Origin of the sequence: Streptomyces mutabilis, assembly GCF_014649815.1 — a bacterium.
Lineage (GTDB): Bacteria > Actinomycetota > Actinomycetes > Streptomycetales > Streptomycetaceae > Streptomyces > Streptomyces mutabilis.
On record NZ_BMTT01000019.1, the window covers coordinates 76,284 to 100,969 of the forward strand.

At 72.8% G+C, this 24,686-nt stretch carries 25 protein-coding genes, 1 tRNA gene and 1 pseudogene; 5 read left to right on the top strand and 22 right to left on the bottom strand.

The features are described 5' to 3' along the window. Nucleotides 1-70: 70 nt before the first annotated feature. From IE142_RS29005 to IE142_RS29015, 3 genes are all read right to left on the bottom strand, one after another. Complete coding sequence (locus IE142_RS29005) at nt 71-862, bottom strand: sulfite exporter TauE/SafE family protein (protein ID WP_191888486.1); 792 nt, start codon at nt 860-862, stop codon at nt 71-73. A gap of 61 nt (nt 863-923) precedes the next feature. Further along, nucleotides 924-2,435: a long-chain-fatty-acid--CoA ligase gene (locus tag IE142_RS29010; RefSeq protein ID WP_191888487.1), complete on the bottom strand. Its 1,512-nt coding sequence runs from the start codon at nt 2,433-2,435 to the stop codon at nt 924-926. Nucleotides 2,436-2,496: 61 nt separating this feature from the next. Beyond that, the gene (locus IE142_RS29015) at nt 2,497-3,684 is read right to left on the bottom strand and encodes a thiolase family protein (RefSeq protein WP_043377529.1); all 1,188 of its coding nucleotides are present in this window, start codon (nt 3,682-3,684) and stop codon (nt 2,497-2,499) included. Between the two features lie 148 nt (nt 3,685-3,832). Between IE142_RS29015 and IE142_RS29020 the strand changes: the two genes are divergently transcribed. The 5 genes and pseudogenes from IE142_RS29020 to IE142_RS29040 all read left to right on the top strand — a co-directional run bounded on the left by IE142_RS29020 (nt 3,833) and on the right by IE142_RS29040 (nt 6,859). Then, entirely contained in the window at nt 3,833-4,642 is an 810-nt protein-coding gene (locus IE142_RS29020; protein ID WP_191888488.1) for an alpha/beta hydrolase, read from the top strand. A 250-nt stretch (nt 4,643-4,892) separates the two neighbouring features. Further along, nucleotides 4,893-5,225: a DUF3140 domain-containing protein gene (locus IE142_RS29025; protein ID WP_043377532.1), complete on the top strand. Its 333-nt coding sequence runs from the start codon at nt 4,893-4,895 to the stop codon at nt 5,223-5,225. Between the two features lie 2 nt (nt 5,226-5,227). After that, nucleotides 5,228-5,459, top strand: a pseudogene (locus tag IE142_RS29030) (endonuclease); the annotation flags it as partial. A gap of 573 nt (nt 5,460-6,032) precedes the next feature. Next, nucleotides 6,033-6,251, top strand: a complete 219-nt coding sequence (locus IE142_RS29035) for a hypothetical protein (protein ID WP_191888489.1) — start codon at nt 6,033-6,035, stop codon at nt 6,249-6,251. Between the two features lie 80 nt (nt 6,252-6,331). Next, a complete protein-coding gene (locus IE142_RS29040; protein WP_179342632.1) occupies nt 6,332-6,859 on the top strand; it encodes an NUDIX hydrolase family protein in 528 nt (175 codons plus the stop codon). Between the two features lie 32 nt (nt 6,860-6,891). On the opposite strand, the gene mnhG is transcribed toward IE142_RS29040, so the two are convergent. The 19 genes from mnhG to IE142_RS29135 all read right to left on the bottom strand — a co-directional run bounded on the left by mnhG (nt 6,892) and on the right by IE142_RS29135 (nt 24,353). Then, a complete protein-coding gene (gene mnhG, locus IE142_RS29045; RefSeq protein ID WP_191888490.1) occupies nt 6,892-7,257 on the bottom strand; it encodes a monovalent cation/H(+) antiporter subunit G in 366 nt (121 codons plus the stop codon). After that, nucleotides 7,254-7,541, bottom strand: a complete 288-nt coding sequence (locus IE142_RS29050) for an MrpF/PhaF family protein (RefSeq protein ID WP_370466432.1) — start codon at nt 7,539-7,541, stop codon at nt 7,254-7,256. Before IE142_RS29050 ends, mnhG begins: the two co-directional genes overlap by 4 nt. Nucleotides 7,542-7,567: 26 nt before the next feature. Then, nucleotides 7,568-8,167: a Na+/H+ antiporter subunit E gene (locus IE142_RS29055; RefSeq protein WP_191888492.1), complete on the bottom strand. Its 600-nt coding sequence runs from the start codon at nt 8,165-8,167 to the stop codon at nt 7,568-7,570. Next, nucleotides 8,164-9,822, bottom strand: coding sequence for a Na+/H+ antiporter subunit D (locus tag IE142_RS29060; RefSeq protein WP_191888493.1), 1,659 nt, complete (start codon nt 9,820-9,822; stop codon nt 8,164-8,166). Before IE142_RS29060 ends, IE142_RS29055 begins: the two co-directional genes overlap by 4 nt. After that, nucleotides 9,819-10,580, bottom strand: a complete 762-nt coding sequence (locus IE142_RS29065; protein WP_191888494.1) for a Na(+)/H(+) antiporter subunit C — start codon at nt 10,578-10,580, stop codon at nt 9,819-9,821. The genes IE142_RS29060 and IE142_RS29065 overlap by 4 nt, the downstream gene beginning before the upstream one ends. Continuing rightward, nucleotides 10,577-13,492 (bottom strand): Na+/H+ antiporter subunit A, encoded by a 2,916-nt coding sequence (locus tag IE142_RS29070; RefSeq protein ID WP_191888495.1) that lies wholly within the window; start codon nt 13,490-13,492, stop codon nt 10,577-10,579. Before IE142_RS29070 ends, IE142_RS29065 begins: the two co-directional genes overlap by 4 nt. 116 nt (nt 13,493-13,608) lie before the next feature. Beyond that, nucleotides 13,609-13,682, bottom strand: a tRNA-Pro gene (locus tag IE142_RS29075). A 131-nt stretch (nt 13,683-13,813) separates the two neighbouring features. Further along, nucleotides 13,814-15,139 (bottom strand): MFS transporter, encoded by a 1,326-nt coding sequence (locus tag IE142_RS29080; RefSeq protein WP_191888496.1) that lies wholly within the window; start codon nt 15,137-15,139, stop codon nt 13,814-13,816. Between the two features lie 162 nt (nt 15,140-15,301). Beyond that, complete coding sequence (locus IE142_RS29085) at nt 15,302-15,670, bottom strand: MmcQ/YjbR family DNA-binding protein (RefSeq protein WP_191888497.1); 369 nt, start codon at nt 15,668-15,670, stop codon at nt 15,302-15,304. A gap of 30 nt (nt 15,671-15,700) precedes the next feature. Further along, a complete protein-coding gene (locus IE142_RS29090) occupies nt 15,701-16,234 on the bottom strand; it encodes a GNAT family N-acetyltransferase (RefSeq protein ID WP_191888498.1) in 534 nt (177 codons plus the stop codon). Beyond that, nucleotides 16,231-16,800: a helix-turn-helix domain-containing protein gene (locus IE142_RS29095; RefSeq protein ID WP_191888499.1), complete on the bottom strand. Its 570-nt coding sequence runs from the start codon at nt 16,798-16,800 to the stop codon at nt 16,231-16,233. The genes IE142_RS29090 and IE142_RS29095 overlap by 4 nt, the downstream gene beginning before the upstream one ends. Nucleotides 16,801-16,846: 46 nt before the next feature. Next, nucleotides 16,847-17,749, bottom strand: a complete 903-nt coding sequence (locus IE142_RS29100) for a LysR family transcriptional regulator (RefSeq protein WP_191888500.1) — start codon at nt 17,747-17,749, stop codon at nt 16,847-16,849. A 41-nt stretch (nt 17,750-17,790) separates the two neighbouring features. Then, on the bottom strand, nt 17,791-18,984 hold the full coding sequence (locus IE142_RS29105; RefSeq protein ID WP_191888501.1) for a glycine C-acetyltransferase: 1,194 nt from the start codon (nt 18,982-18,984) through the stop codon (nt 17,791-17,793). A 53-nt stretch (nt 18,985-19,037) separates the two neighbouring features. Beyond that, nucleotides 19,038-20,066: an L-threonine 3-dehydrogenase gene (tdh, locus tag IE142_RS29110; protein WP_191888502.1), complete on the bottom strand. Its 1,029-nt coding sequence runs from the start codon at nt 20,064-20,066 to the stop codon at nt 19,038-19,040. 188 nt (nt 20,067-20,254) lie between these two features. Then, complete coding sequence (locus tag IE142_RS29115; protein ID WP_191888503.1) at nt 20,255-20,830, bottom strand: GAF domain-containing protein; 576 nt, start codon at nt 20,828-20,830, stop codon at nt 20,255-20,257. Continuing rightward, a complete protein-coding gene (locus tag IE142_RS29120) occupies nt 20,827-21,477 on the bottom strand; it encodes a GTP-binding protein (protein WP_191888504.1) in 651 nt (216 codons plus the stop codon). Before IE142_RS29120 ends, IE142_RS29115 begins: the two co-directional genes overlap by 4 nt. Further along, a complete protein-coding gene (locus IE142_RS29125) occupies nt 21,455-21,829 on the bottom strand; it encodes a DUF742 domain-containing protein (RefSeq protein WP_019330485.1) in 375 nt (124 codons plus the stop codon). The genes IE142_RS29120 and IE142_RS29125 overlap by 23 nt, the downstream gene beginning before the upstream one ends. Nucleotides 21,830-21,831: 2 nt before the next feature. Beyond that, the gene (locus tag IE142_RS29130; RefSeq protein ID WP_191888505.1) at nt 21,832-22,266 is read right to left on the bottom strand and encodes a roadblock/LC7 domain-containing protein; all 435 of its coding nucleotides are present in this window, start codon (nt 22,264-22,266) and stop codon (nt 21,832-21,834) included. Between the two features lie 128 nt (nt 22,267-22,394). Beyond that, nucleotides 22,395-24,353, bottom strand: coding sequence for a sensor histidine kinase (locus tag IE142_RS29135; protein WP_191888506.1), 1,959 nt, complete (start codon nt 24,351-24,353; stop codon nt 22,395-22,397). Nucleotides 24,354-24,686 lie beyond the last annotated feature (333 nt).

Sequence of the window (24,686 nt, forward strand, 5' to 3'; positions counted from 1 at the left end):
ACCGCCGGGGCGGTCGGTGCAGTTGGGGCAGCCGGATCCAGCTCGGATCAGTCAGGCGGCCCACCGTCCGTCACGCCACCAGGAGCTGGAGGCCGCCCACGACCGTCGCCGCGATGACCAGGCGCTCGAACAACCGCTGGTCGATGCGGCTCACGGCCCATTTGCCGATGAACGCCCCGGGCACCACGAACACCAGGAGCGCGGCGTCGAGGAGCAGCGAGCGGCCGTCGATCAGACCGAGGCCGGCGCTGAAGGGCAGCTTGGAGACGTTGACGATCAGGAAGAAGAAGGCCGACGTGCCGAGGAAGCCGAGCTTGCGGAAGCCCGCCGAGAGGAGATACATCGACATCACCGGGCCGCCCGCGTTGGCGACCATGGTGGTGAAACCGCCCAGGACGCCGTACGAGCGAGCCTTCACACGTCCGGCCCGCGAGGCGCTCGCCTCCGCTCGCCCGTCCGCGTCGGACCGCCCGTCCGCGTCGTCCTGCCGTCGGCGCCACACCGTCACCCCGGCCATCAGCAGCAGGATCGCGCCGATCGACGTCCGGACGATCGCGTCGTCGGCCCACACCAGGAAGAGGGTGCCCACGATCACGCCGGCCCCCACCGCCGGGAACAGCCGCCACAGCGTGGGCCAGTGCGCGTGGCGCCGGTAGGTGAGCACCGCCAGGATGTCACCGGCGATCAGCACCGGCAGCAGGACGCCGGTGGAGGCGCGGGCCGGCAGGACCGCCGCGAAGATCGCGAGACTGACCGTATTGGCGCCGCTCACGGCGGTCTTGGAGAAGCCGACGAGGAAGGCGGCGAAGGCGAGAGCGGCGAATTCCCAGCCCGTGAGGTGCCACAGCGTCATGGTGTCCATTGCGGGCACCGATGCTATGCGCACGCCTCCCCCGTCGTAAGCACCGTCTCGCCAGTCGGTCCTAACGGTCGGCGTACCGCGCCCGCAGTTCCCGCTTCAGCACCTTCATGCTCGGTCCCAGCGGCAGGTCCCGCGCGAACTCCACGCGGCGCGGGTACTTGTACTTGCCGAGGTGCTGCTTGGACCACTCGACGACCTCGGCGGCGTCCGGCGCCGCGTCCGGGGCGGGCACGACGACGGCGCACACCTCCTCGCCGTGCAGCTCGTCCGGGAGGCCGATGACGGCGACCTGCGCGATGCCGGGGTGGCGCATCAGTACTTCCTCGACCTCGCGCGGATAGACGTTGTAGCCGCCGCGGATGACGACGTCCTTCTTCCGGTCGACGATCCGCAGGAACCCCTCCTCGTCCCTGGTTCCGAGATCCCCCGTGCGGAACCAGCCGTCGACCAGCGCCTCGGCGGTGGCCTCGGGACGGCCGAGGTAGCCGGAGAAGACGTTGTGGCCGCGTACGACGACCTCACCCAGCTCGCCGGGCGGCAGCAGCTCGACGCTGCCCTCGACCTCCGCGCGGGCGATCTCCACGTCCACGCCCCACAGCGGGTGTCCGATCGTGCCGGGCTTGGCGCCGAACACCGGTTGGTTCACGGCCGCCGCCGGGGAGGTCTCCGACAGCCCGTACCCCTCGTAGATCTTGGCGCCGAACGCCTCCTCGAACCGTTCCAGCACGGCGACGGGCAGCGAGGCACCACCGGAGACGCACACGCGCAGGTCGGGCAGGGCGTCCGCGTCCCTCGCCCCGGCGGCGAGGGCGACGAACATGGTCGGCACCCCGTGGAAGGTGTTGACCTTCTCCTTCACCATCAGCTCGATCGCGCGTGCCGCGTCGAAGCGGGGCAGCAGGACGAGGGTGGCGCCCGCCCGCCAGGTGGAGTTCAGGGAGACGGTCTGGCCGAAGGCGTGGAACAGCGGCAGCGCGCCGAGGGCGACGTCGTCGGGCCGGATGTCGTTGGCGTCGAAGGCGTTGACGGTCGCGTTCATCACCAGGTTGAAGTGGCTGAGCACGGCGCCCTTGGGGACGCCCGTGGTGCCGCTGGTGTAGAAGACGACGGCGGGGTCGTCGGCGTCGCGGGTGACGTAGGAGGGCAGCGGCTCGGCGTCGGCGGCGAGTTTGGCCAGCTCGTCGCCGAGGGTGATCATCCGGACGTCCGTCTCCCGCGCGGCGGCGGCTCCGGTCTCCGCCTGGGCCGGGTGGCACAGCAGCAGGGTCGCGCCGCTGTCGCGCAGTACGTGCTCGACCTCGGCCGACGACAGCAGCAGGTGGACGGGCACGACCACGCCACCGGCGGCGGCGATCGCGTAGTACGCCTGCGGGAAGTCGGCGGTGTTCGGCGCCATCAGGGCGACCCGGTCCCCCGGCCGCACGCCCAGGCCGGTGAGGGCGCCGGCCTGGGCCCGGGCCCGCTGCCACACCTCGGCGAAGGTCAGCCGCAGGTCGCCCTCGACCAGCGCTTCCTTGTCGGGACGGCGCCGGGCGTTCTCGGCGAGGACGGCGGCGACGGACAGGGTTGCCATGGGGTGTTGCTCCGTTCCTTGCTGCGGCTCTGCGAAGGGGGTGGTGGTGGCGTGCGTTCGGCTAGTGCCGCTCGACCAGCACCGCGCTGCCCTGTCCCACGCCGACGCACATCGTGGCGAGCCCGCGGGCCGCGCCCGTGCGGCGCATGCGGTGGAGCAGGGTGGTGAGGATGCGGGCGCCGGAGCAGCCGAGCGGGTGGCCCAGCGCGATGGCGCCGCCGGTGGGGTTGACCAGGTCGGGGTCAATGCCGAGCTGGTCGACGCAGGCGAGGGCCTGGGCGGCGAACGCCTCGTTGAACTCGGCCGCCGTGAGGTCGTCGACGCTCCAGCCGGCGCGGGCCAGGACCTTGCGGGTGGCGGGGACCGGGCCGATGCCCATGACGTCCGGATGGACACCGGCCGACCCTCCCGCCACGTACCGGCCCAGCGACTCCAGCCCCAGCTCGTTCAGGGCCTCCTCGCTGACGAGGAGGAGGCCTGCGGCGCCGTCGTTCATCGGGGAGGCGTTGCCCGCGGTGACCGTGCCGCCGGGGCGGAAGACGGGCTTCAGACGGCCCAGCTTCTCCACAGAGGTGTCCTCACGGACGCACTCGTCGGTCTCGACCACCACACCGTCGGGGCGCTCGACGGGGAGGAGTTCGTCGTCGAAGTGGCCGTACTTCCGGGCCTCGGCGGCCAGTTGGTGGCTGCGCAGGGCGAACTCGTCCTGGCGTTCGCGCGTGACGCCGTAGCGCTCGGCGACCTCCTCGGCGGTTTCGCCCATGGCGAGCAGGCCGTGCAGTTCCTTCATCGCCGGGTTGACCAGGCGCCAGCCCAATCGGGTGTCGGCGGTCTCGATGCGGTGCGGCAGTGCCTCGTCGGGACGGGGCAGTACGAAGGGGGCTCGGCTCATCGACTCCGAGCCCCCCGCGAGCACGATGTCGGCCTCGCCTGCCGCGATGGTGCGGGCGGCGGCGGTGACCGCCTCCAGGCCGGAGGCGCACAGCCGGTTCACCGTGGCGCCGGGGACGGAGTCGGGCAGCCCGGCGAGCAGGGCCGCCATGCGGGCGACGTTGCGGTTGTCCTCGCCGGCCTGGTTGGCGGCGCCCCAGTAGACGTCGTCGACGCGGGCGGGGTCGAGCGCGGGGACGTCGGCCACCAGGCCCCGGATCACGGCGGCGGCGAGGTCGTCGGGCCGCACGGTGGAAAGGGCGCCGCGGAGCTTGCCGATCGGGGTGCGGCGGGCGGCCGCGAAGTGGACGGGGCGCACGGGGTGACTCCTGACCGTCGCTCGGCCGCCGGGTGGCGACCGACACGTTACGACACATTAATTAGCACTGCTAGTTTTGGACTATAGACCGCCGGACACCTCCCTGGGAAGATCCCCGGGTGACCTTCACCGAGCAGCCGGAGGAGACATGACCGAGGCCCTCGAACACGACGTGGCCGGAACGCGGGGACGGCTCACCGCCCGCGAGTGGCCCGCCGAGCGACCCGCGTACGTGGCACTGCTGGTACACGGCTACGGGGAGCACATCGGCCGCTACGAGGAGGTGGCCGGCGTGCTGACGCGGCACGGGGCGGCGGTGTACGGCGTCGACCACGTCGGCCACGGACGCTCGGACGGAGAGCGGGTGCTGATCGAGGACTTCGAGGACGTGGTCACCGACGTGCACACCGTGGCGGAACGGGCCCGGGCCGGCCACCCGGACCTGCCGGTGGTCATGGTCGGGCACTCGATGGGCGGCCTGATCGCCTCCCGCTACGCCCAGCGCCACCCCGGCGAGCTGACCGCCCTGGTGCTGTCCGGGCCGGTCATCGGGGACTGGGAGCTGCCGCGCACGCTGCTCGCCCTGCAGGAGATCCCCGACACCCCGGTCAGCCCGTCCGCGCTCTCCCGGGACCCGGCGGTCGGCGCGGCGTACGCGGCGGACCCGCTGGTGTGGCACGGCCCGATGAAGCGGCCGACGGCTCAGGCGTTCGTGCGGACCCTGGACACCGTGGCCAAGGGCGGCGACGTGGGCCCGCTCCCCCTGCTGTGGGTGCACGGCGACGACGACCGGCTGGTGCCGTTGCCCGGCAGCCGCACCGGCGTCGAGGCACTCAGCGGCGGCGACCTCACCGAGCGGACCTACCCGGGTGCCCGGCACGAGCTCTTCAACGAGACGAACCGGGCGGAGGTGTTCGCGGACGTCACGCGCTTCCTGGACGGCGTGCTCGCCCGCTGATCGTCCGGAACTCCGGCCCAGGCCCGGCCGGGCCCGTCGTGGTGTCCCTCGGCGACGCTCCCTCGGCCGGGTCCGGCGGGGCACCCGCCACGCTGCCCACCGGGGCGTTTGCCCCGGTGCCCCATGGGCACCCGCGCCCGCACGGAGAGGGGGAGGTTGCGCCCTGCTCCGTACGACCGCGCGGTGCGTCAGGCGCGAGCGAGACGATGCGCGCGTACCGCATGCACGACCGACCGAAGAGGGGCACCTCATGGCCGACGCCCTCGAACTCGACGCGCTGTGGGAGGACTTCCACCGCGTGGTGAACATGACCTCCGCGGAGCTCGCGGACTGGCTCCGGGTGCGCGACTCCGGCGAGCTGACTGAACCGTTGCCGGACGACGCCGGTCCGCCGCTCGGTCAGCACGTCCTGGCGATCCTGCAGAAGCGGCGCACGGACCTGACCGAGGACGACCTGCGCGCGATGCGCAAGGTGGTGGACACCGTGACGTCGCAGGCCGACCTGGAGAACGAACCGCGGGCAGAGGACAGCCGGCTCAGGCACCGGCTCATGACGGTCGGGCACGACCCCCTGAAGCCGTAACCGTGGGCCGGGACCAGGAGCGCGTCGTACGGGAACTCGTCGACGCGCACGGGGAGACGTACGCCGCGGAGGCGGGCATCGGGCTGAAGGACACCCCGCAGCCGCTGTACCGGCTGCTGGTCCTCGCCCACCTGCTCAGCGCCCCGTGTCCGCGGCTCCGTCGCCGTGGCCACCGCCCGCGCCCTGCGGGAGGCGGGACTGAGCGACCCCCGGCGCATGGCCGCCGCGGCGTACGGCCGGTGCGCTGGTACGGGCCGGGCACGGTGATGCGTTGAGGACACCGTCACGTCCCGGGAGGCACCCGCGATGCCGTCGTCCCGTCCCCCCCTTCCGTCTCGTGGCCTCCGCCCTCGCGGTGGGCGCGCTGCTCACGACCGCGGCCTCTGGGACGGCGGCGACGGTTCGGCGTCCGCGGACACCGCCGCACAGGTTCGGGCCGCCGCACAGGACGCCGCGAGAAAGGCCCCCACCGGCTCGCCCCGCGGCTCCCCCTCCACCCTCAAATCCGGTGCCAGGGCCCGCCCTGCTCACCGAGGCCGATTCGGAGGACGACTGGCACCGGGTCGACGACGCCGGAAATGGCGGGACAGCCTGCTCGTCGGGGGGGGGGTCGACGTCTCCGACTTGGACGGCCGTGCGATCACCTCCGTGGAACAGGGAGCGCACCAGGGCACCGAGTGTCGCAGCCCGTCAACCTGGACCGAAGTACCCGCCCGACCTCTCGACGTCTGCGGCGAATGCCGGACAGCGTGATCACCGGACGGCACAATGTTGTGCGGCGGACGGCGCACGGGAAGGAGCCGAGACGTGAGCGACAGCGGCCCCGTTCCCGGCGGACGTCCGGGTGAGGTCGAGCCGACCCCCGCGCTGATCGGAGAGCAGTCCGGGCGGGACCTGCACGGTGTCGTGCCGGCGTACGCGACGAGCATGCTCGGCCATCCGGCGGCGGACCCTGCCGGTGCCGGTCAACCTGTCTGCCGGCGGCTGCCGGGCGGTCCGTGGGACGAGGCGCCGGACGACGGCTGAGCGGCGTGGCGCCCATCACAGTCCCGGAGCGCCGCCCGGGAGGCAGGAACGGCTGAAAGTATGATCACGCGATGTCTGACATGACCGAGACCACGCCGGGCTGGCTGACGACCGACGAACTGGAGATGACACGCGCCCGCATGCCGATCCTGTACGTCGAGGCCGTGCCCGTGCGCGTCGACGACAGCGGCGAAGTCACCAGCGTGGGCCTGCTCCTGCGCATCGGGCCCGACGGGACGGTCAGCCGGACGCTGGTCTCCGGGCGGGTGCTGCACCACGAGCGGGTCCGGGACGCGCTGCTGCGTCACCTGGAGAAGGACCTCGGCCCGGTGGCGCTGCCCCGGGTGCCGGCCTCGCTCCAGCCGTTCACGGTGGCCGAGTACTTCCCCACGCACGGCGTCACGCCGTACCACGATCCGCGGCAGCACGCAGTCTCCCTGGCCTACGTGGTGCCGGTGACCGGCGACTGCCGACCGCGGCAGGACGCGCTGGACCTGGTCTGGTTCGATCCGCGTGAGGCCCTGTCCGAGGCGGTGCAGAGCGAGATGCCGGGCGGACACGGGGTGCTGCTCAAGCAGGCGCTGGCGCACGTGGGCTGCGTGATCTGAAACCCCCGGTGAGCGGCGGGGGTCCCGTGGGGCTACTCCCCTTGCCGTTCCCCGTCGCTCAACTGCGGGTCCAGATCGTCCCGGAGCAGGCCCCGGGAGCCCGTCTGGCCGGTGCGGTAGGCCGAGCGGGCCACCAGGTGGGAGGCGACCGGGCTGGTGAGGAACTGGAAGAAGACGATAAGCGCGAGGGTGCCCAGATCGATGCCGTGGCGCAGCCGCAGCGCCACCCCGACGAGGACGAGGAGCATCCCCAGGGTCTGCGGTTTGGTGGCGGCGTGGCTGCGGGAGAGCACGTCGGGGAAGCGGAGCATCCCGATCACACCCAGCAGGCACTGAAGGCAGCCGAGCAGCAGGAGGACGGCCCCCACCAGGTCGGCGGCCTCACCCCAGGCGTTCACCGGTGGTCCTGCGTGCCGTCCGCCCGCGCCGAGGGCCGGTCGCGTACGGCGATGAACCGGGCGATGCCCACCGAGCCCGTGAAGCCGAGGAAGGCGAGCACCAGCAGCACGGGGAAGTAGAAGGAGTCGCCGTCGTGAGCGGCCTTGACGGCGATGCCGGCGATGATGAGCGCCGCCGCCACGTCCAGGGCGACCGCGCGGTCCAGCATCGAGGGCCCGTACCAGATGCGGTACAGCAGCAGGGCGCCGGCGACGAGGATCATCGCCAGCGACGCGACGAGCATGGCCCCTTCGACGTTGTGCAGGGTGGTCACGGGGAGGGGTTCCCTTCCGGTACGGGACGGGTGACGTGGGCGATGTCCTCGGCGGTGCCGAAGGCGCGGGCGACGAGTTCCTCCATGCGCCACACCGACCGCTGGGCGCTCTCGATCTCGCCGGGGTCGTCGGCGTCGAGGACGTGCAGGAACACGGTCGCCGTCGACCGGCGCACCTCGATCACCGAGCCGCCGGGGACGTTGGAGACGGCGACGGCGGTGGCCGTGAGCATGAGGTCGCTGCGCACCCGCAGCGGAACGGCGACGACCGCGGCGTGGTAGAGGCCCCGGGCGAAGATCTGCCGGGTGACCTCGACGCTGGAGGAGAACATGTCGTACAGCAGGTAGGCCGCCAGCCGCAGGATGCCCAGCGGGCGCAGTCGCAGGCCGAGGTCGACGGCGGGCAGCGGGAAGGCGAGGCACAGGCTCACCGCGACGACGACGCCGTTGACGAGGTTGGCCCAGGAGAGGGTGCCCCACAGCAGGATCCAGATGACCGTGAGCCAGGCGATGAGCGGCAGGTCGAGGACGCGTCTGCCGCCGCCGATACGGAACGACCAGCTGTAGGGGGAACGGTCGCGGTAGAGGTTGCTCATCGGCCGAGCACCGCCTCGATGTAGGGGGTACGGGCGAGGAGTTCGGCGGCGGCCGCGTCGGTGAAGCTGGTGAGGGGGCCGCTGAGCACGGTGTAGAGCAGGCCGAGGGCGACGGCGGCGCCGGTCGCCGCCAGCATCGGCCAGGGCAGCCGCTTGGTGGTGGTGATGGACTGTCCCAGGAAGCCGGCGGAGACCACGGCGCCCGCCGGTACCGGCAGGCCGCTCCCGGAGCCGGTCGCCCCGCCGTCCTCGTCGTCGCCGGACTCGTCGCCCGGCTCATCGCCCGGCTCGTCGCCGGCGGACTCCAGCACGACGCCCTCGCCCTCGGTCCCCGGCGGCGCGTCGCGCCAGAACGCGAGGTTCCAGACCTTCGCCATCACGTAGAGGGTGAGCAGGCTGGTGGCGGCGGACCCGGCGACCAGCGCCCAGGCCCAGCCACCGCCGTTGTCGACGCCCGCCCGCATCAGGCCGAGCTTGCCGATGAACCCGGACAGCGGCGGGATGCCCGCCAGGTTCATGGCGGGCACGAAGAACAGCGCGGAGAGCACTGGCGCGGTCTTCGCCAGGCCGCCGAGGCGGGTGAGTTCCGTGGTGCCGTCGCGCCGTTCGATGAGCCCTGCGACGAGGAAGAGCGTGGTCTGCACGGTGATGTGGTGGGCAACGTACACGATCGCCCCGCCGATCGAGCCGCGCCCCGCGAGCGCGATGCCGAAGACCATGTAGCCGATGTGGCTGATGAGGGTGAAGGACAGCACCCGCTTCAGGTCGGTCTGGGCGACCGCGCCGAGGATGCCGACGACCATGGAGGCGAGCGCGGCGAGCATCAGCACGTCGCCGAGGCGGTGGCCGGGGAAGAGCAGGGTCTGGGTGCGCAGCATCGAGTACACGCCGACCTTGGTCAGCAGGCCGGCGAAGACCGCGGTGACCGGCGCGGGCGCGGTCGGGTAGGAGTCGGGCAGCCAGGCGGCGAGGGGGAACACCGCCGCCTTGATCGCGAAGACCGTCAGCAGCATGGCCTCCAACAGGGTGCGCACCCCGAGCGGGACTTCCTGCAGCCGCCCCGCGAGCTGGGCGAAGTTCACGGTCCCCGCCACCGAATACGTCATGGCGATCGCGACGAGGAACAGCACCGAGGAGAACAGCGAGATGATCACGTACGTCGATCCGGCCCGGATACGGGTCACGGTGCCGCCGATGGTGAGCAGGACGAAGCTCGCGACGAGCATGATCTCGAAGCCGACGTAGAGGTTGACGAGGTCTCCGGCCAGGAAGGTGCAGGAGACGCCGGCCACGAGGATGAGGTAGGCGGGGTGGAAGACGCCGACCGGCGTCTGGTCGTCCCGGTCGGCCATGCCCTGGCCCAGCGAGTACAGGTTGACGAGCAGGGTGACGGCGCTGGACACGGTGAGCATCAGACCCGCGAGCCGGTCGGCGACGAGGGTGATGCCGATCGGCGGTGCGAAGTCGCCGAGGTGCACGCTTAGCGGGCCGTGCCGGTCGGCGGCCACCATGAGGAGCACGGACAGCACGAGGACCGCGCCGAGCACGGCGAGCGTGATGAAGCGCTGGAACCGCTGGATCCTGGGGCCGATGGCGAGCTTCAGGCCCGTGACGCACAGGGGCAGCAGGACGGGGAGGGGGACGAGCGCGTTCACCTGGTTCCTTCCGTGCCGGCGCCCTCGGGGTCGTCGGGCTGGTCGGGCGACGGGTGGCAGGAGTCCTCGCCGGGGTGGGAGTCGGGCTCGCGGCCGGACTCCTCGGGGTCGTTGGAGGGCCCCGCGACGCGCGCCGGAGCCGGTCCCGGGCGACCCGCCGCGTCGGTCGAGCCCAGTTCCAGTCCCTCGCGGTAGTCCTGGGGATCGGCGCCGAGGACGTCGTTCCAGAGGCTCCCGGAGACGTCGTTGGCGCGGGCCTGGTAGGCGCGTTCCTCGCGGACCCGCCGGCGCAGCCGTCTGCGTGCGGCGCGGTAGCGGGCGCTCAGTTCGGGGTCGGTGCCGTGCTCGGCGCGCGCCTCGCGGTAGCGGTCCCGCAGTTCGCCACGCCGGTCGAGGAACTCCGCGCGCAGGGCCACCAGCCGGTCCTCGGTGTCGTCGCTGATCTCGTCGGTCCCGGTGACCTGGTGGCTGCGGTAGGCCATGGCGAGCAGGAACGCGGTGGTGGCGAGGGTGATGACGATCGCGGTGAGGGCGATGGCCTGGGGCAGCGGGTCGGTGACGCGGTTGCGGATGACCTTCGCGTAGAGCAGCGGCGCGTCGCCCGCGCTGCCCGTCGAGGCGAGGACCAGCAGGTTGACGCCGTTGCCGAGGACGACCGCGCCGAGCAGGATCCGCGTCAGGGACCGGGTCAGCAGCAGGCTGGCACCGACGGCGCTGAGGACGGCGGCGGCCACCAGGAGGGCGAGGCTCACGGTCATGCGGGACCCGCCTCACCGTGCCGGCCGCGCCGGTCGGCGGCCCGTTCGATCTGCCGGTCGATGCGTGCGCCGAGCGCCCGCAGGATGTCGAGGACCACGCCGAGCACGAGGAGGTAGACGCCGCAGTCGAAGAGGACGGCGGTGGACATGTGGGCGTCGCCCCACACGGGCAGGTGGCCGTGCCAGGTCCAGCCGTGCAGCACGGTGCCCTCGGCGAGGCCGCCCAGCGCGACCCCCGTGGACAGGAACAGGCCGAGCCCGGTGAACACGCCCGATTTGAAGGGCACGGCGTCGGCGAGTTCGTGCCGCCCGCCCGCGAGGTAGCGGGCGATGAAGGCGACGCCGGCGGTCAGGCCGGCGACGAAGCCGCCGCCCGGCAGGTTCTCCGCGCACATCAGCAGGTAGACGGAGAGGACGAGGATGGGGTGGAAGATGAGGTTCGCGACCACTTCCAGGACGACGGACCGGCGTTCGGGCGCGAGTGTAGAACTGGCCGCGAGCCAGGTCCGCTCCGGCGCGCCCTCGTCGCCGCTGGGCAGGCCCGCGAGTTCGTACGGGTTCGCCCGCCAGGCGGTGCGCAGGCCGGCGTGCGGGGGGTCCCCGGGCAGCGGTAGCACCGGCTGCTCGGCGGTGTCGGTACGGCGGTGCAGGTAGATGAGACTGGTGACGCCGATCGCGGCGGCGGCGAGCACCGCGGACTCCCCCATCGTGTCCCAGGCCCGCAGGTCGACGAGGATCGTCGCGACGACGTCCTTCAGGCCGTGGTGGGCGGTCTCCTCGACCATTGCCGCCCCGGCGCTGTCGGCCCGGCGGTGCCCCGCCATGATCCAGACGACGAAGGCGACGGCGGCGCCGCCGGCGAGCGCCACCGGCATCCGCAGCGCGCGCCGCCGCCGGCTGTAGTTCTCCTCGAAGTGCACCGGCATCCGGCGCAGCACGAGTACGAAGACGATCATCGAAACGGTCTCCACGCAGAACTGCGTCAACGCGAGGTCGGGCGCGCCCTGCGCCACGAAGAGCAGCGCGGTGCCGTACCCGGTGAGACCGGCGAACACGACGGCCTTCATCCGGCGTCGCACGCTCAGGCACAGCAGGGCGGCCGCGCAGGTCAGCAGCGCGATGCCGGCCTGGGCCGGGTGGTCCCACAGCCGGGGGGCGGGTACCGAGGTCCACGGTTCGTCCGCGATCAGGACGGCGACCTGCCCGGCGAGGACCACGCTCATGGTCGTCACCAGGTACACCGAAAGGGAGCCGCGCTGCACGAAACCGGTGCACTGCAGGGCGGTGCGCTCCAGTGCGAGCAGCAGCTGCCCGAAGTTCCGGTCGGCGGAGCGCCAGGCGAGGAGCCGGCCTACCCGCTGGACGGGGCACGCGGCGAGGAAGAGCAGCACTCCGCCCGTCCAGGCCGCGCAGGACAGGCCGAGGGCGAGGCCCGCCCCGTGCCACAGCGCCAGGCGGTAGGGGTGTGCGGGTACGGGGAACTGCGCGGCGTAGGTGCCGAGGAGCCCTTGGAGCCAGGGCGTGCCGGGGCCGAGGACGAGGCAGGCCAGGGCGAGCACGGCGGGCGGCGCGAGGAAGGCCGGCGGGACGGCGTGGGCCTCCGTGTCGGGGGTGCCGGGCTTGCGGGCGAAGGCGCCCCACAGGTAGCGCAGGGTGTAGGCGGTGGTCAGGGCCGAGCCGACGACGATCATGGCGAGCGCGCAGCGGTCGGCGGTGTTCCCGTCCAGGAGGGACTGGAAGGCGGCTTCCTTGGCGGTGAAGCCGAGCAGTGGTGGCACCGCGGCCATGGACAGTCCGGCGACCGAGGCCACGGCGCACACGGCGGGCAGCCGGCGCCCGAGCCCGGAGAGTCTGCGCAGGTCGCGGGTACCGGTGGCGTGGTCGATGATCCCGGTGACCAGGAAGAGCGGGGCCTTGAACAGGGCATGCCCGAGGATCATGGCGGTGGCGGCGAGGCCCGTGTCGTGGCGGCCCGCGCCGGCGAGGACGGTGAGGAAGCCGAGCTGGCTGACGGTGCCGTACGCGAGGACGAGTTTCAGGTCGTTGAGGCGCAGCGCCCGCCAGCCGCCCATCAGCATCGTCGCGGAGCCCAGGACGAGCAGCAGCGGCCGCCAGGGCGTGACCTCCGCGAAGGCGGGGGCGAGCCGGGCGATGAGGTAGACGCCGGCCTTGACCATGGCGGCGGCGTGCAGGTAGGCGCTGACCGGGGTGGGGGCGGCCATGGCGTTGGGCAGCCACAGGCTGAACGGCCAGATCGCGGACTTGGAGAGGGCGCCGACGAGGATCAGCACGACCGCCGTGGACAGCGCCGTGGACGCGGGCGGGGGGTCGGCGAGGATCGCCGAGATCCGGTAGGTGCCGGCCTCGTGCCCCAGGACCAGGAAGCCGACGAGCATGGTCAGTCCGCCGAGGGTGGTGACCGTCAGGGCCTGCAGGGCGCTGCGCCGGTTCCGTTTGTGGTCGCTGGTCTGGCCGATCAGCAGGTAGGAGAAGACGGTCGTCAGTTCCCAGAAGATGTACAGCAGGATGAGATCGTCGGCGAGGACCAGGCCCAGCATCGCCCCGGCGAAGGCGAGGAGGTTCCCGGCGAACCTGCCCAGTTGCCGCGACCGGTCGTCGAAGTACGAGGCGCAGTAGACCAGGACGAGGGTGCCCACGCCCGCGGCGAGCAGCACCATGAGTTCGGCCAGGGCGTCCAGCCGCAGCGCCCAGTCCACGCGGTAGGCGGGCAGCCAGATCCACTCGACGGTGTCGGCGCCGCCCGCCGCCGTCGTGCTCCACCGGGTGGCCGCCCAGACGGCGGCCCCCGCGGGCGGCAGGGCCAGCGCGAGGAACGCACGGGTTCCGCACCGCCTCACCAGCGGCGCGGCGAACAGCGCGAGCGCGAAGTGGCAGAGGACGAGCGCGGACACCCGACAGTGATATATCGGGCATCTCGCCTGACCGCCCAGGCACGCCGCAGGGAGAACAATCGAGGGGCGGTTTCGGATCTCTCCGAAACCGCCCCTCGATCAAGGACTGTCTCCAGTCGGGACGACAGGATTTGAACCTGCGACCCCTTGACCCCCAGTCAAGTGCGCTACCAAGCTGCGCCACGTCCCGTTACCCGCCTGACCTGGGGTTTCCCCCGGCCGAACGTGCAGGAAAACCATACCGCACTCGGGCCGGTGGTCGCGCATCGCTTTCCGGGGCCCGCCCGGGGCCCTCTACGACCCACCAATGTGAACGTCCGGTCAGCGCTTCTCCGCGCGGGACGGCTCCGGCGCCGCCGCCGTCCGCCCCGAGGCCGACGCGGCGACGTCGACCCGCACCAGTCTGCGTACCGCCGGTATCAGGAGCAGGGCGGCGCACACGCCGAAGCTCGTCACGCCGGCGACGAGGAGCACGTGGTCGGCGCCGAGGGCCGAGGCGGCGGGACCGGCGAGGGCCTGGCCGACGGGCATCATCGCCAGCGACCCCGCCACGTCGTAGGCGTGGATGCGGTTCAGTACGCCCGGTGGGACCTGGGTCTGCACGCTGGTCGCCCACATCACGCCCCAGAAGGACATCCCGGCCCCGGCAACGGCGGCGCCGGTCGCCACGGCCGGTACGCCGAGCCCGGCACCGACGCTCATGGGGAACGCGGCGAAGCCGACCAGGGCGATCGCCCCGGCGCGGAGCATGCGGCGAGGGCGCAGCCGCAGCGCGAAGAGCCCGCCGACGACGGTGCCGGCGCCCAGGGCGGAGTTGACCAGGCCGTAGGCGCGCGGGCCGTGTTCCCCCACCACCTCGGTCGCCACCAAGGGGACGGTCGGGCCCCAGACGGCGATCATGTAGAGGCACCAGACGGCGATGACGCCCCACAGCCACTGACGGGAGCGGAACTCCCGCCAACCCTCGACCAGGTCGGCACGGAACGCCTTGGGGCCACGGCCGGCCACGGTGCGGCTGCCCGGCGCGAGCGGGGGCAGCCGGAGCAGCAGCAGGCACAGGGCGCTGACCGCGTACGTGGTGGCGTGGGCGGCGAATACACCGCCCGGCGAGGCGAAGCCGACCAGGAGGCCGGCGACGGCGGGGCCGGCCAATTGGGCGGCGGACTCGGCGACGCGTATCGCGCCGTTGGCGCCCTGGATGTCGGAGGCGAGCCGGGGCACGGTGCTGGCGACGCCCGGCTGGAAGACGGCGCCCGCGACCCCGTTGACGAACCCGATGGCGCAGATCTGCCACAGCACGACGTGCCCGGAGAAGAAGAGCACGGCGGCCAGGGCCTGGGTGCCGAGCCGCACCAGGTCGGCACCGATCATCAGCTTGCGGGTGCTGAAGCGGTCGGCGAGGACTCCACCGAAGACGACCAGGCCGGCGAAGGCGGCGGCGGTCGCGGCCATGGCGAGGCCGACCGCGCCCGCCCCGTACCCGTGCTGGAGCAGGCCCGCGGCGAGCGCGACCGGCAGCATGGTGTCCCCGAGCCGGGCGATCGCCCGGGCGGTGAAGAACAGCGCGAAGTCCCGCGACCAGACGGCCCGCGCCTTCTCGGCACGTGCCGTCCCCTCCTGCCCGGTCCGCGACGACGCCCCGGCCATCCCGCACCCTCCTCCCCCGGCCGCTCCCGCCGCCCCCCGTCCCGTGCGCCCCCTGCTCACCCCGCGCGTCGTACTCCTGGCAGCCGGAGCCCCCCTCCGGCCCCGGCTGCCACGCACGTCCCCGGATCATGCCACGGGGCACTGACAACGCCCGAGGGATTTTCAGCCCCCGGACCCCCCGGACGGCAGCCCCAGCCGAGGATGGGCCTCCAGCAGCCGGGGCGGGGCCGCCTGGCGCCAGGAGTCGGCGAGGATGTCGCGCAGCTCGTCCTCGCCCTCCAGTGCCGCGAGGCGGACCCGCACCCAGGCGAACTGCGCCTCGTGGCCCGCGATCCAGAACTTCTCCGGCTCGGCCAGCACGAGTTCGTCGCGCTCCTCCTTGGGGCAGCGCACCGCGATGGAGGTCTCGTCCTCGGGCAGCGTGGCGAACATCTTCCCCGCCACCCGGAACGTGGGCATGCTCCAGGCGATCTTTTCCGTCGTGTCCGGCAGGGACAGGGCGATACTGCGTACGTCTTCTGCGTCCGGCATGTCAGGCACCGTAGCCGCCGCCACTGACAATCACCCGGCGTCGGCGAGGGCTCCGACCCGCTTGAAGTAGAGCGTCGTGGGCCGCAGTTCGCCGCCCGGGTCGGCGGCGTAGTCGGGGATCGTCCCGGCCCGGGTCCACCCGGCGGAGCGGTAGAGGTGTTCGGCGGGGCTGCCCGTCTCCGTGTCGAGGTGGAGGAGGGTGATGCCGGCCGCCGCGGCGGCCTCCTCGGCGGTGGCCAGGAGCCCCCGGCCCAGTCCTCGGCCACGTGTCTCCCGGGCGACCATCAGCTTGACCAGCTCGGCACGATGGCGGCTGTTGGGTTTGTCCGGCAGGGCCAGGCTCACGGTCCCGGTCACCCGCTCCCCCTCCCGCGCGACCCACACGGCGAGCCGGCCTGCGGCCACTTCGGCGACCCGGCCGCGCCACCAGGCGACGGCCTGCGCGTGACCCAGCGGTGCGAGGAAGCCGACGGACGCCCCGCTCTCGACGGTGTCGGACAGCAGGCCGGCCAACCGGTCCAGCCGTGCCGTCAGTCCCTGCTCGTCGACGCGGTCCACGATCACGGCAGCACCACCGCCAGCGCGTAGCGCACGCCCCCTGGTCCGGTGCACCGGAAGCGCGTCGGACCCCACACCCGCATCCGCAGGCAGTCCCCGGTGCCGAGGCGGTGCTCGACACCCTGCGTGGTGATCTCCAGGGCTCCCTCCAGGACCCAGACGTGCTGTTCGAGGCCCGGCACGGGCGGTCGGTCGTAGGCGATGTCGGCGCCGGCGGCGAGCCGGCCCTCGACCAGTTCGCCCCGCATCCCCGGGTGCGGCGGGGACACCGAGCGGCGAACGAACCCGGCGGCCCCGTCCTCCCACACGGGCTGCTCGGCGACCCGTACCAGCAGCGCGGGTTCCGCCTCGACCTCACCGAGCAGCCGGGACATGGTGCGCCCGTAGACCGCGCACAAACGGTTCAGCACGGCAGCGGTGGGGCTGGTCTGAGCCCGTTCAGCCCTCGACAGGGTGGACCTGCTCACCCCGCTGCGCTCGGCCAGCTCTTCCAGGGACCAGCCGTGTTCGGCACGCAGTTCGGCCAGCCTGGCGGCGAGGCGGGCGTCCACGGAGTCTCCGTCGTCTCTCACATCCGGGAAGCTATCCCGGATGTGAGACGTCCGTGTTACGGAAGCCTCACGTCCGCGCCGCCTCGTCGAGCGCGTCCAGCACCGGGCGGATCAGCGGGTGCTCCTCGGCGCCCCGGCGTACGGCCGCGAATACGCGGCGGGTCGGCGCGACGCCGTCGACCGGGCGGACGACCACGCCGGTCAGGTCGGTGCCGTGCAGCGCCGAGCGCGGGACGAGGGCCACGCCGACGTCGGCGGCGGCGAGGGACACCACCGCGCGGAAGTCGTCCGAGGAGTGCTCCATGCGGGGCTGGAAACCGGCGTTCTCGCAGGCCAGGACTACGACGTCATGGCACGGATTGCCCGGGTAGGGGCCGATCCAAGAGTCCTTGGCCAACTCGGCGAGCGGGACCTCGGCGGCATCGGCGAGCCGGTGGGCGAGCGGGACGACCGCGTCGAAGGGCTCGGCGTACAGGGGGACGTGGGTCAGGCGGGGGTCGTCGGCGGGCGGCGCCCCGCGGTACTCGACGGCGACCGCCACGTCGACCTGCCGGTCCAGGACCATCGGCAGACTGGCGTCGCCCTCCGCGTCCTGCACGCGGATGCGGATGCCGGGCGCCGACTCGCCTAGGCGGGCCAGCGCGGGCGCGACGACCAGGGCGATGCCGGTCGCGAAGGAGGCGACCGTGACCGTGCCGGCCTCCCCCGAGCTGTACGCGGCGAGCTCGGCCTCGGCCCGCTCCAGCTGGGCGAGGACGGCGTTGGTGTGGCTGAGCAGGATCTCGCCGGCCGGGGTCAGCCGTACGCCCTTGGCGCCACGCTCGACCAGGCGGTGCCCGGTCTCCTGCTCCAGGGCGGCGAGCTGCTGGGAGACCGCCGACGGGGTGAGGTAGAGCGCGGCGGCAGCGGCCGTCACGGTGCGGTGGTCCGCCACCGCCCGGAGGATGTGCAGCCGCCGCGCTTCGATCACGGCGTCGATTCTCTCACCCGTGTGCGCAGGTCACGCACGCGTCAGGCGTCCAGCTCCGCCCGCGCCGCCACGAAGGCGTCCACCGCGCGGTGCACGTCCTGCGTGGAGTGGGCGGCGGACAGCTGCACGCGGATGCGGGCCTGGCCCTGCGGCACGACCGGGTAGGAGAAGCCGATCACGTAGACGCCGCGCTCCAGCAGCAGCTCCGCCATACGGCCGGCCTGCGACGCGTCGCCGATCATGACGGGGGCGATGGCGTGGTCGCCAGGGAGGATGTCGAAGTACTCCTCGGTCATCCGGCGGCGGAACAGGGCGGTGTTCTCGGCGAGCCGCACCCGCAGGTCGTCGGCCGACTCCAGCAGGTCGAGCACCTTGAGGGAGGCGGCGGCGATCACCGGGGCGAGGGTGTTGGAGAAGAGGTAGGGCCGCGAGCGCTGGCGCAGCAGGGCGACGATCTCGGCGCGGGCGGCGACGTAGCCGCCGGAGGCGCCGCCGAGGGCCTTGCCGAGGGTGCCGGTGATGATGTCGACGCGGTCCATGACGCCGTGCAGTTCGGGGGTGCCGCGTCCGCCGGGGCCGACGAAGCCGACGGCGTGCGAGTCGTCGACCATCACCATGGCGTCGTAGCGGTCGGCCAGGTCACAGATGTCGGCGAGCGGGGCGACGTAGCCGTCCATGGAGAAGACGCCGTCGGTGACGATCAGCTTGCGGCGGGCGTCGCCGGCGGCCTTGAGCTGGGTCTCCAGGTCGGCCAGGTCGCGGTTGGCGTAGCGGAAGCGCCTGGCCTTGCTGAGGCGGATGCCGTCGATGATCGAGGCGTGGTTGAGGGCGTCGGAAATCACCGCGTCCTCGGGGCCGAGGAGGGTCTCGAAGACGCCGCCGTTGGCGTCGAAGCAGGAGGAGTAGAGGATCGTGTCCTCCTGGCCGAGGAACGCGGAGAGCCGGGCCTCCAGTTCCTTGTGCACCTCCTGGGTGCCGCAGATGAAGCGCACGGAGGCCATGCCGTAGCCCCAGCGGTCCAGCGCCTCGTGGGCGGCGGCGACGACCTCGGGGTGGTCGGCGAGGCCGAGGTAGTTGTTGGCGCAGAAGTTGAGGACCTCGCCGGGGCGCCCGCCGGCGGTGACGTTGACGGTCGCGGACTGCGGGGTGCCGATGACGCGCTCGGGCTTGTGCAGGCCGGCGGCGCGGATCTCGTCGAGGGTGGCGCGCAGGTCGTCGCGCACGGAGTCGAACATCGAAAAGCTCCTAGGAGTACGTACGTCTTGGGCGGTCGTCTCGCGCGGACGTCCTACGCGGTCCAGTCGAGGATGACCTTGCCGCCCTTGCCGCTGGCGGCGTCGGCGAAGGCGGCCTCGTGGTCGCGGTGGCTGTAGCGGCCGGTGATGACGGGGGCGAGGTCGAGGCCGCCTTCGAGCAGCACCGACATGGCGTACCAGGTCTCGAACATCTCGCGGCCGTAGATGCCCTTGACGGTGATCATCGAGGTGACGACGCGGGCCCAGTCGACCGGGAACTCCTCGGCGGGCAGGCCGAGCATCGCGATCCGGCCGCCGTGCGTCATGTTGGCGATCATGTCTCGCATCGCCTCCGGGCGGCCGGACATCTCCAGGCCGATGTCGAAGCCCTCGCGCAGGCCCAGTTCGCGCTGCCCGTCGGCGATGGACGCCTTGGAGACGTCGAGGGCGAGGCTCACGCCGACCTTGAGGGCGAGGTCGAGGCGCTCCTGGCTCACGTCGGTGATCATGACGTTGCGGGCGCCGGCATGCCGGGCGACGGCGGCGGCCATCAGGCCGATCGGTCCGGCGCCGGTGATCAGGACGTCCTCGCCGACCAGCGGGAAGGACAGGGCGGTGTGCACGGCGTTGCCGAAGGGGTCGAAGATCGCGGCGACGTCGAGGTCGACGGGGACGCGGTGCACCCACACGTTGGACGCGGGCAGGGCGACGTACTCGGCGAACGCCCCGTCCCGGCCGACGCCGAGGCCGACGGTGGCGCGGCACAGGTGGCGCCGTCCGGCCAGGCAGTTGCGGCACTTCCCGCAGACGAGGTGGCCCTCGCCGCTGACCCGGTCGCCGGTTCTGACGTCGGTGACGTCGCGGCCGGTCTCGACGACCTCGCCGACGAACTCGTGGCCGAGGACGAGCGGGGTGTGCACGGCCTGCTGCGCCCAGCCGTCCCAGGCCCGGATGTGCAGGTCGGTGCCGCAGATTCCGGTGCGCAGCACCTTGATGAGTACGTCACCGGGTCCGACGGCGGGCTCGGGCACGTCCGCGAGCCACAGTCCGGGCTCCGCCTTCTCCTTGACCAGCGCCTTCAACGCTACGGCTCCTGACGGGGGTGAGGTCCCGGCGCCGGGCATGCCGAAGCTGCCCGCGCGCGGGATGGGGAGGGGAATCGCACAGCAATCTGCCGTACGACACCGCCCCCGGTCCATCGAGCCTTTCTTAAGCCCGGCCGCAGCTTTCCTTCACGCCACCCGCCCCGGGCGCCCGGTTGCCCTGCGATTCACAGCGGCAGCCCGTCCTCCGCGCTGCGTTCGATGCGCCGCACCAGGTCGGCCGCCGTCGACTTGATCGTGGCCAGGCCCGCCGTCCCCCAGGTGCGGGGCCGCACGTCGGACGTGGAGACCGTGCCCAGTACCGTGCCCGTGCTGTCGATGAGCGGGGCGCCGAGGTAGGAGCGGATGCCGAAGGCGTCGACCACCGGGTTTCCCGCGAAGCGCGGGTAGTCGCGCACGTCCTCCAGGACCAGCGCCTTGCGCCGGACCACCACATGGGGGCAGAAGCCGTGGTCGCGGGGCTGGACCCGGCCGAACTCGGGGCTGGTGCCGTCCCCGCGCGTCACCGGCGGTATCTCGGGCACCCGCAGGCCCGCGAAGTACTGCCCTCCCTCGACCAGGAAGTTGACCATCGCGTACGGCGCCTCGGCCAGGTGGGCGAGGTGGGCGGCGAACGTGTCGAGGGCCGGGTCGGGGCGTTCCACCAGGCCGAGCCGGCGCAGCCGTCGCACCCGGGCGGGGGCCTCCCGGTCCTCGGGGGTGAGCAGCAGACGTCCGACCGGGCGCGGCGGGTCATAGCTCATGGGCGGGCTCCGGCTCCGTACCCCGTGATGGAGGCCGGGGTGTGGTCGATGAGGTGACGTACGAGGGCCAGCAGGGTCTCTACGCCGGAACTCGAGATCCGGGCGTCGCAGCGCACGATGGGGATTCCGGGATGGAGGTCCATCGCGGCGCGCACCTCCTCGGGGTCGTAGCGGTGGGCGCCGTCGAACTCGTTGATCGCGAGGATGAAACCGAGCCCGCGCTCCTCGAAGAAGTCGACGGCGGCGAAGGACTCGTCGAGTCGCCGGGTGTCGGCGATGATCACCGCGCCGAGCGCGCCCTCGCACAGTTCGTCCCACATGAACCAGAAGCGTTCCTGGCCGGGCGTACCGAAGAGGTACAGCACGTGTTCGGGGTCGAGGGTGATGCGGCCGAAGTCCATGGCCACGGTCGTCTCGAGCTTGTTCTCGATCCCGTCCAGGTCGTCGGTTCTGGCGCTGACCGTGGTGAGCAGTTCCTCCGTGCTCAGCGGGGCGATCTCGCTGACCGCGCCGACGAAGGTGGTCTTGCCCACTCCGAAACCGCCCGCCACCAGGATCTTCAGCGCGGTGGGAAAGGGATCGGTGGTGTCGTGGCCGGATCCCGGGACGGATCCGCGGCCGTAGTCAGAGCTGTCGTCGTAGTCCATCGAGCACTGCCTCCAGAAGGGCCCGGTCCGTGGGGTCGTGGTGGAACGCGGCGGGGGGTTTGGTGGTCAGCGCGCCGCAGTCGACGAGGTCCGACAGCAGCACCTTGGTGACTGCCACCGGAAGCCTCAGATGTGCGGCGAGCTCGGCGACCGGGAGGGGCGCCCGGCACAGATCGAGTGCCTGCGCGTGCTCGGGACCGAGATAGCCGAGGGGGGTCGCTCCCGTGGCCATCACCTGGGACATCAGGTCGAGCGCGACGGTGGGCCGGGTACGGCCGTTGCTCACGGTGAAGGGACGCACCAGCCGTCCGGCCGCGTCGTCGAGCCAGGGCCCGTCGCCGGCCGCGGCCACCCTCAAGGCCTCATCGCCGGTGGTTCGACGGCGTGCTGCCGGGGAGCGGTGACCAGGTAGGGGCGGACGCTCTTGACCAGCATCGCCATCTCGTAGCCGAGCACGGCCGCGTCGGCCTCGCGGCCGGCCAGTACGGCGAGGCAGGTGCCGGAACCGGCGGTGGTGACGAAGAGCAGGGTCGAGTCGAGTTCGACGACGACCTGCCGTACGTCGCCGCCGCCGCCGAAGCGGACGCCGGCGCTGCGGCCGAGGGAGTACAGGCCGGAGGCCAGGGCCGCCATGTGGTCGGCGCTGTCCGCGTCGAGTCCGTGCACCGACTTCACCAGGCCGTCGGCGGACAGGAGGACGGCGCTGGTCGTGTGCGGTACGCGCTGGACGAGGCCGCTCATCAGCCAGTCGAGGTCGGACACTTGGCCGGTCGGCGCATCGCTCGCCATGGTGGATCGACTCCTTGAGGTACGAAGGTCTGCGGGAGCGCTGGTGGTGGGAGTGGTGGTGCGGGGGTTGGAGGTGCGGGTGGGTCTGGTCGTGGGGAGGGAGCTGGGAGTGGTCGTGGGGGAGGTCGTCATCCGGCCGGGTCCCTGGGGGCGGGCTCCATGGGGGACGGTTCCTCGGGGAGCGGCTCCGTGAGGCACGGCTCCGTGCGGACCGGTTCCACGCGGGCCGGCTCCACGGAGAGCGGCCTCGGGGGAGCAGGCTCGGTGAGGGTCGGTTCCCTGCGCTGCTGTGCCTCCGCGAGGCCGATGCCACGTTGGAAGGCCGCCATCAGGCCGGGGTCGTGACCGGCGTACTGCTCGGGTTCCTGGCGCGGTGCGGGGCCGCCGCGCAGCTGCGGCGCGATGTGCTCCTGGGCGCGGCGGCGGGGCAGTTGGGGCTTGCCCATGGTGCCGCGCACCGCGCTGTGGCGCGGGACCGGCGGGGTGGCCGCGTGCTCGGTGATGACGCCCCGGTCGGCGGGCCGGACCCCGGGCTCGGCGGCGGCCGGGGTGGGCCGGTCACCGCGGACGCCGCGCACGGGCAGTGGCACGGGCTCGCCCCTGGCCGCCTCGTGGGCACCGGGCGGCGCGTCGGGGGCGGGCACGGCGTGGGCGGAACCGGGAGCGGGTGCAGCCGAGTCGGGTACCACGTGGCCGGGCGCGGCTGACCCGGGTACGGCGGGAACCGGTCCGGTCGAGCCGGGCACGACGGAGCCCGGGCCGACGGGCGCCTGCTGCACCGGGGCCACGGACCGTGGCTGCTGCCGGGACGGCGGCACGGGTACCGGCTCCGTCCCGGTGTCCTCCGTCGGCCGGGCCGCACCCCCGGGCAGCACGCCCGGCTCCGCGCCCAACAGGGCTTGCGGCACGACCAGTACGGCCTGGACACCGCCGTAGATGTTGGTCTGCAGGCGGACGGTGATGCCGTGCCGCTTGGCGAGCTGGGAGACGACGTACAGCCCGATGCGGCCGTCCGCGAGCAGGCGGGCGACGTTGACCTGGTCGGGGTCGGCGAGCAGGGCGTTCATCCGGCTCTGCTCGCCGACGGGCATGCCGAGCCCGCGGTCCTCGACTTCCACGGCGAGGCCCGAGGTGACGAGGTTGACCCGCATCAGCACCTGGGTCTGCGGGGCGGAGAACAGGGTGGCGTTCTCGACGAGTTCGGCCAGCAGGTGGATGACGTCGGCGACGGCGTGGCCGCGCAGGGTGCCGTCGATCGGGGGGACCAGCCGGACCCGGGAGTACTGCTCGACCTCGGCGATGGCGGAGCGCAGCACCTCGGTCATGTCCACCGGGTTGCTCCACTGCCGGCGGGAGACGGCGCCGCCGAGCACGGCGAGGTTCTCGGCGTGGCGGCGGATGCGGGTGGCGAGGTGGTCGACGTGGAAGAGGCCCTTGAGGAGGTCGGGGTCCTCGATCTCGTTCTCCAGCTCGTCCAGGATGGAGATCTCCCGGTGCACCAGGGACTGCAGGCGCCGGGCGAGGTTGACGAAGACCTCCAGTTTCTGCTCGCTGCCCGCCTGGCTGGAGAGCTGCGCCGCGCGGACGACGGCGGTGACGGCGCCGTCGTGGGCGCGGGAGAGGTCGGCGGCGAGCAGCTCGAATGCGTCGGCGTCGTCCGGCGGTCCGCCGCGCGGCTTGCGCTGGGGCGGGGTCTCCCCGCGGCGCAACGCCTCGACCACGGCACGCAGATCGCCCTCCTGGCGTGCGGTGCTGCGGCGCAGGGCGCCGACGCGGTCCTGCACGGAGCGGGCGGCCCGGACGGCGGCGACGGCGGCGATGACGACGGCGGCGACGGTCACCGAGACCGCCCCGGCGAGCAGGGTCCACAGGACGAGGCCGGGCCGGACGCCGGTGGACCGGACGGTGAACAGGACGACCGCGCAGGCGCTGAGGGCGACCGCGACGGGCGGCAGTACGGCGAGACGCAGAAGCCCGGACCGTATGTGGGCCGCGGGAAGCGCGGGGGCGGTGCGGGAGGCCGGCCGGCCGTGCCGCCCGCCCTCGCGGCGGTCTGCTCGCGCGGCCGGGGCGCGGAGGTGAGACATCGGGGTCCTTGTAATGGTCCGTTGGTCGGGCCTGGGGTGCGCATGGTGGCGGACGCCACACGGACACACGACGGCAGCGGGCACGCGCCATCGCGGTGCCGACCGAGCCGACCGGTGATCCGGCCCTGCGTCGCCCGACGGACACTGACAGTAGTCGCCTCCACGACATGTGCGGTGGGCAGTTGACGAAGTCCCTCGGACAACGTCCCGCTGTGGTATGAGGCCTCGTACGACAGACCGATAAGCCGTGGAGGCTTTCGCTCCGAAAGCACCAGAGACCGGTCCGACTCGATCAGATTCAGTCACTGCGAGTGACGACCTCCACCGCCCCGG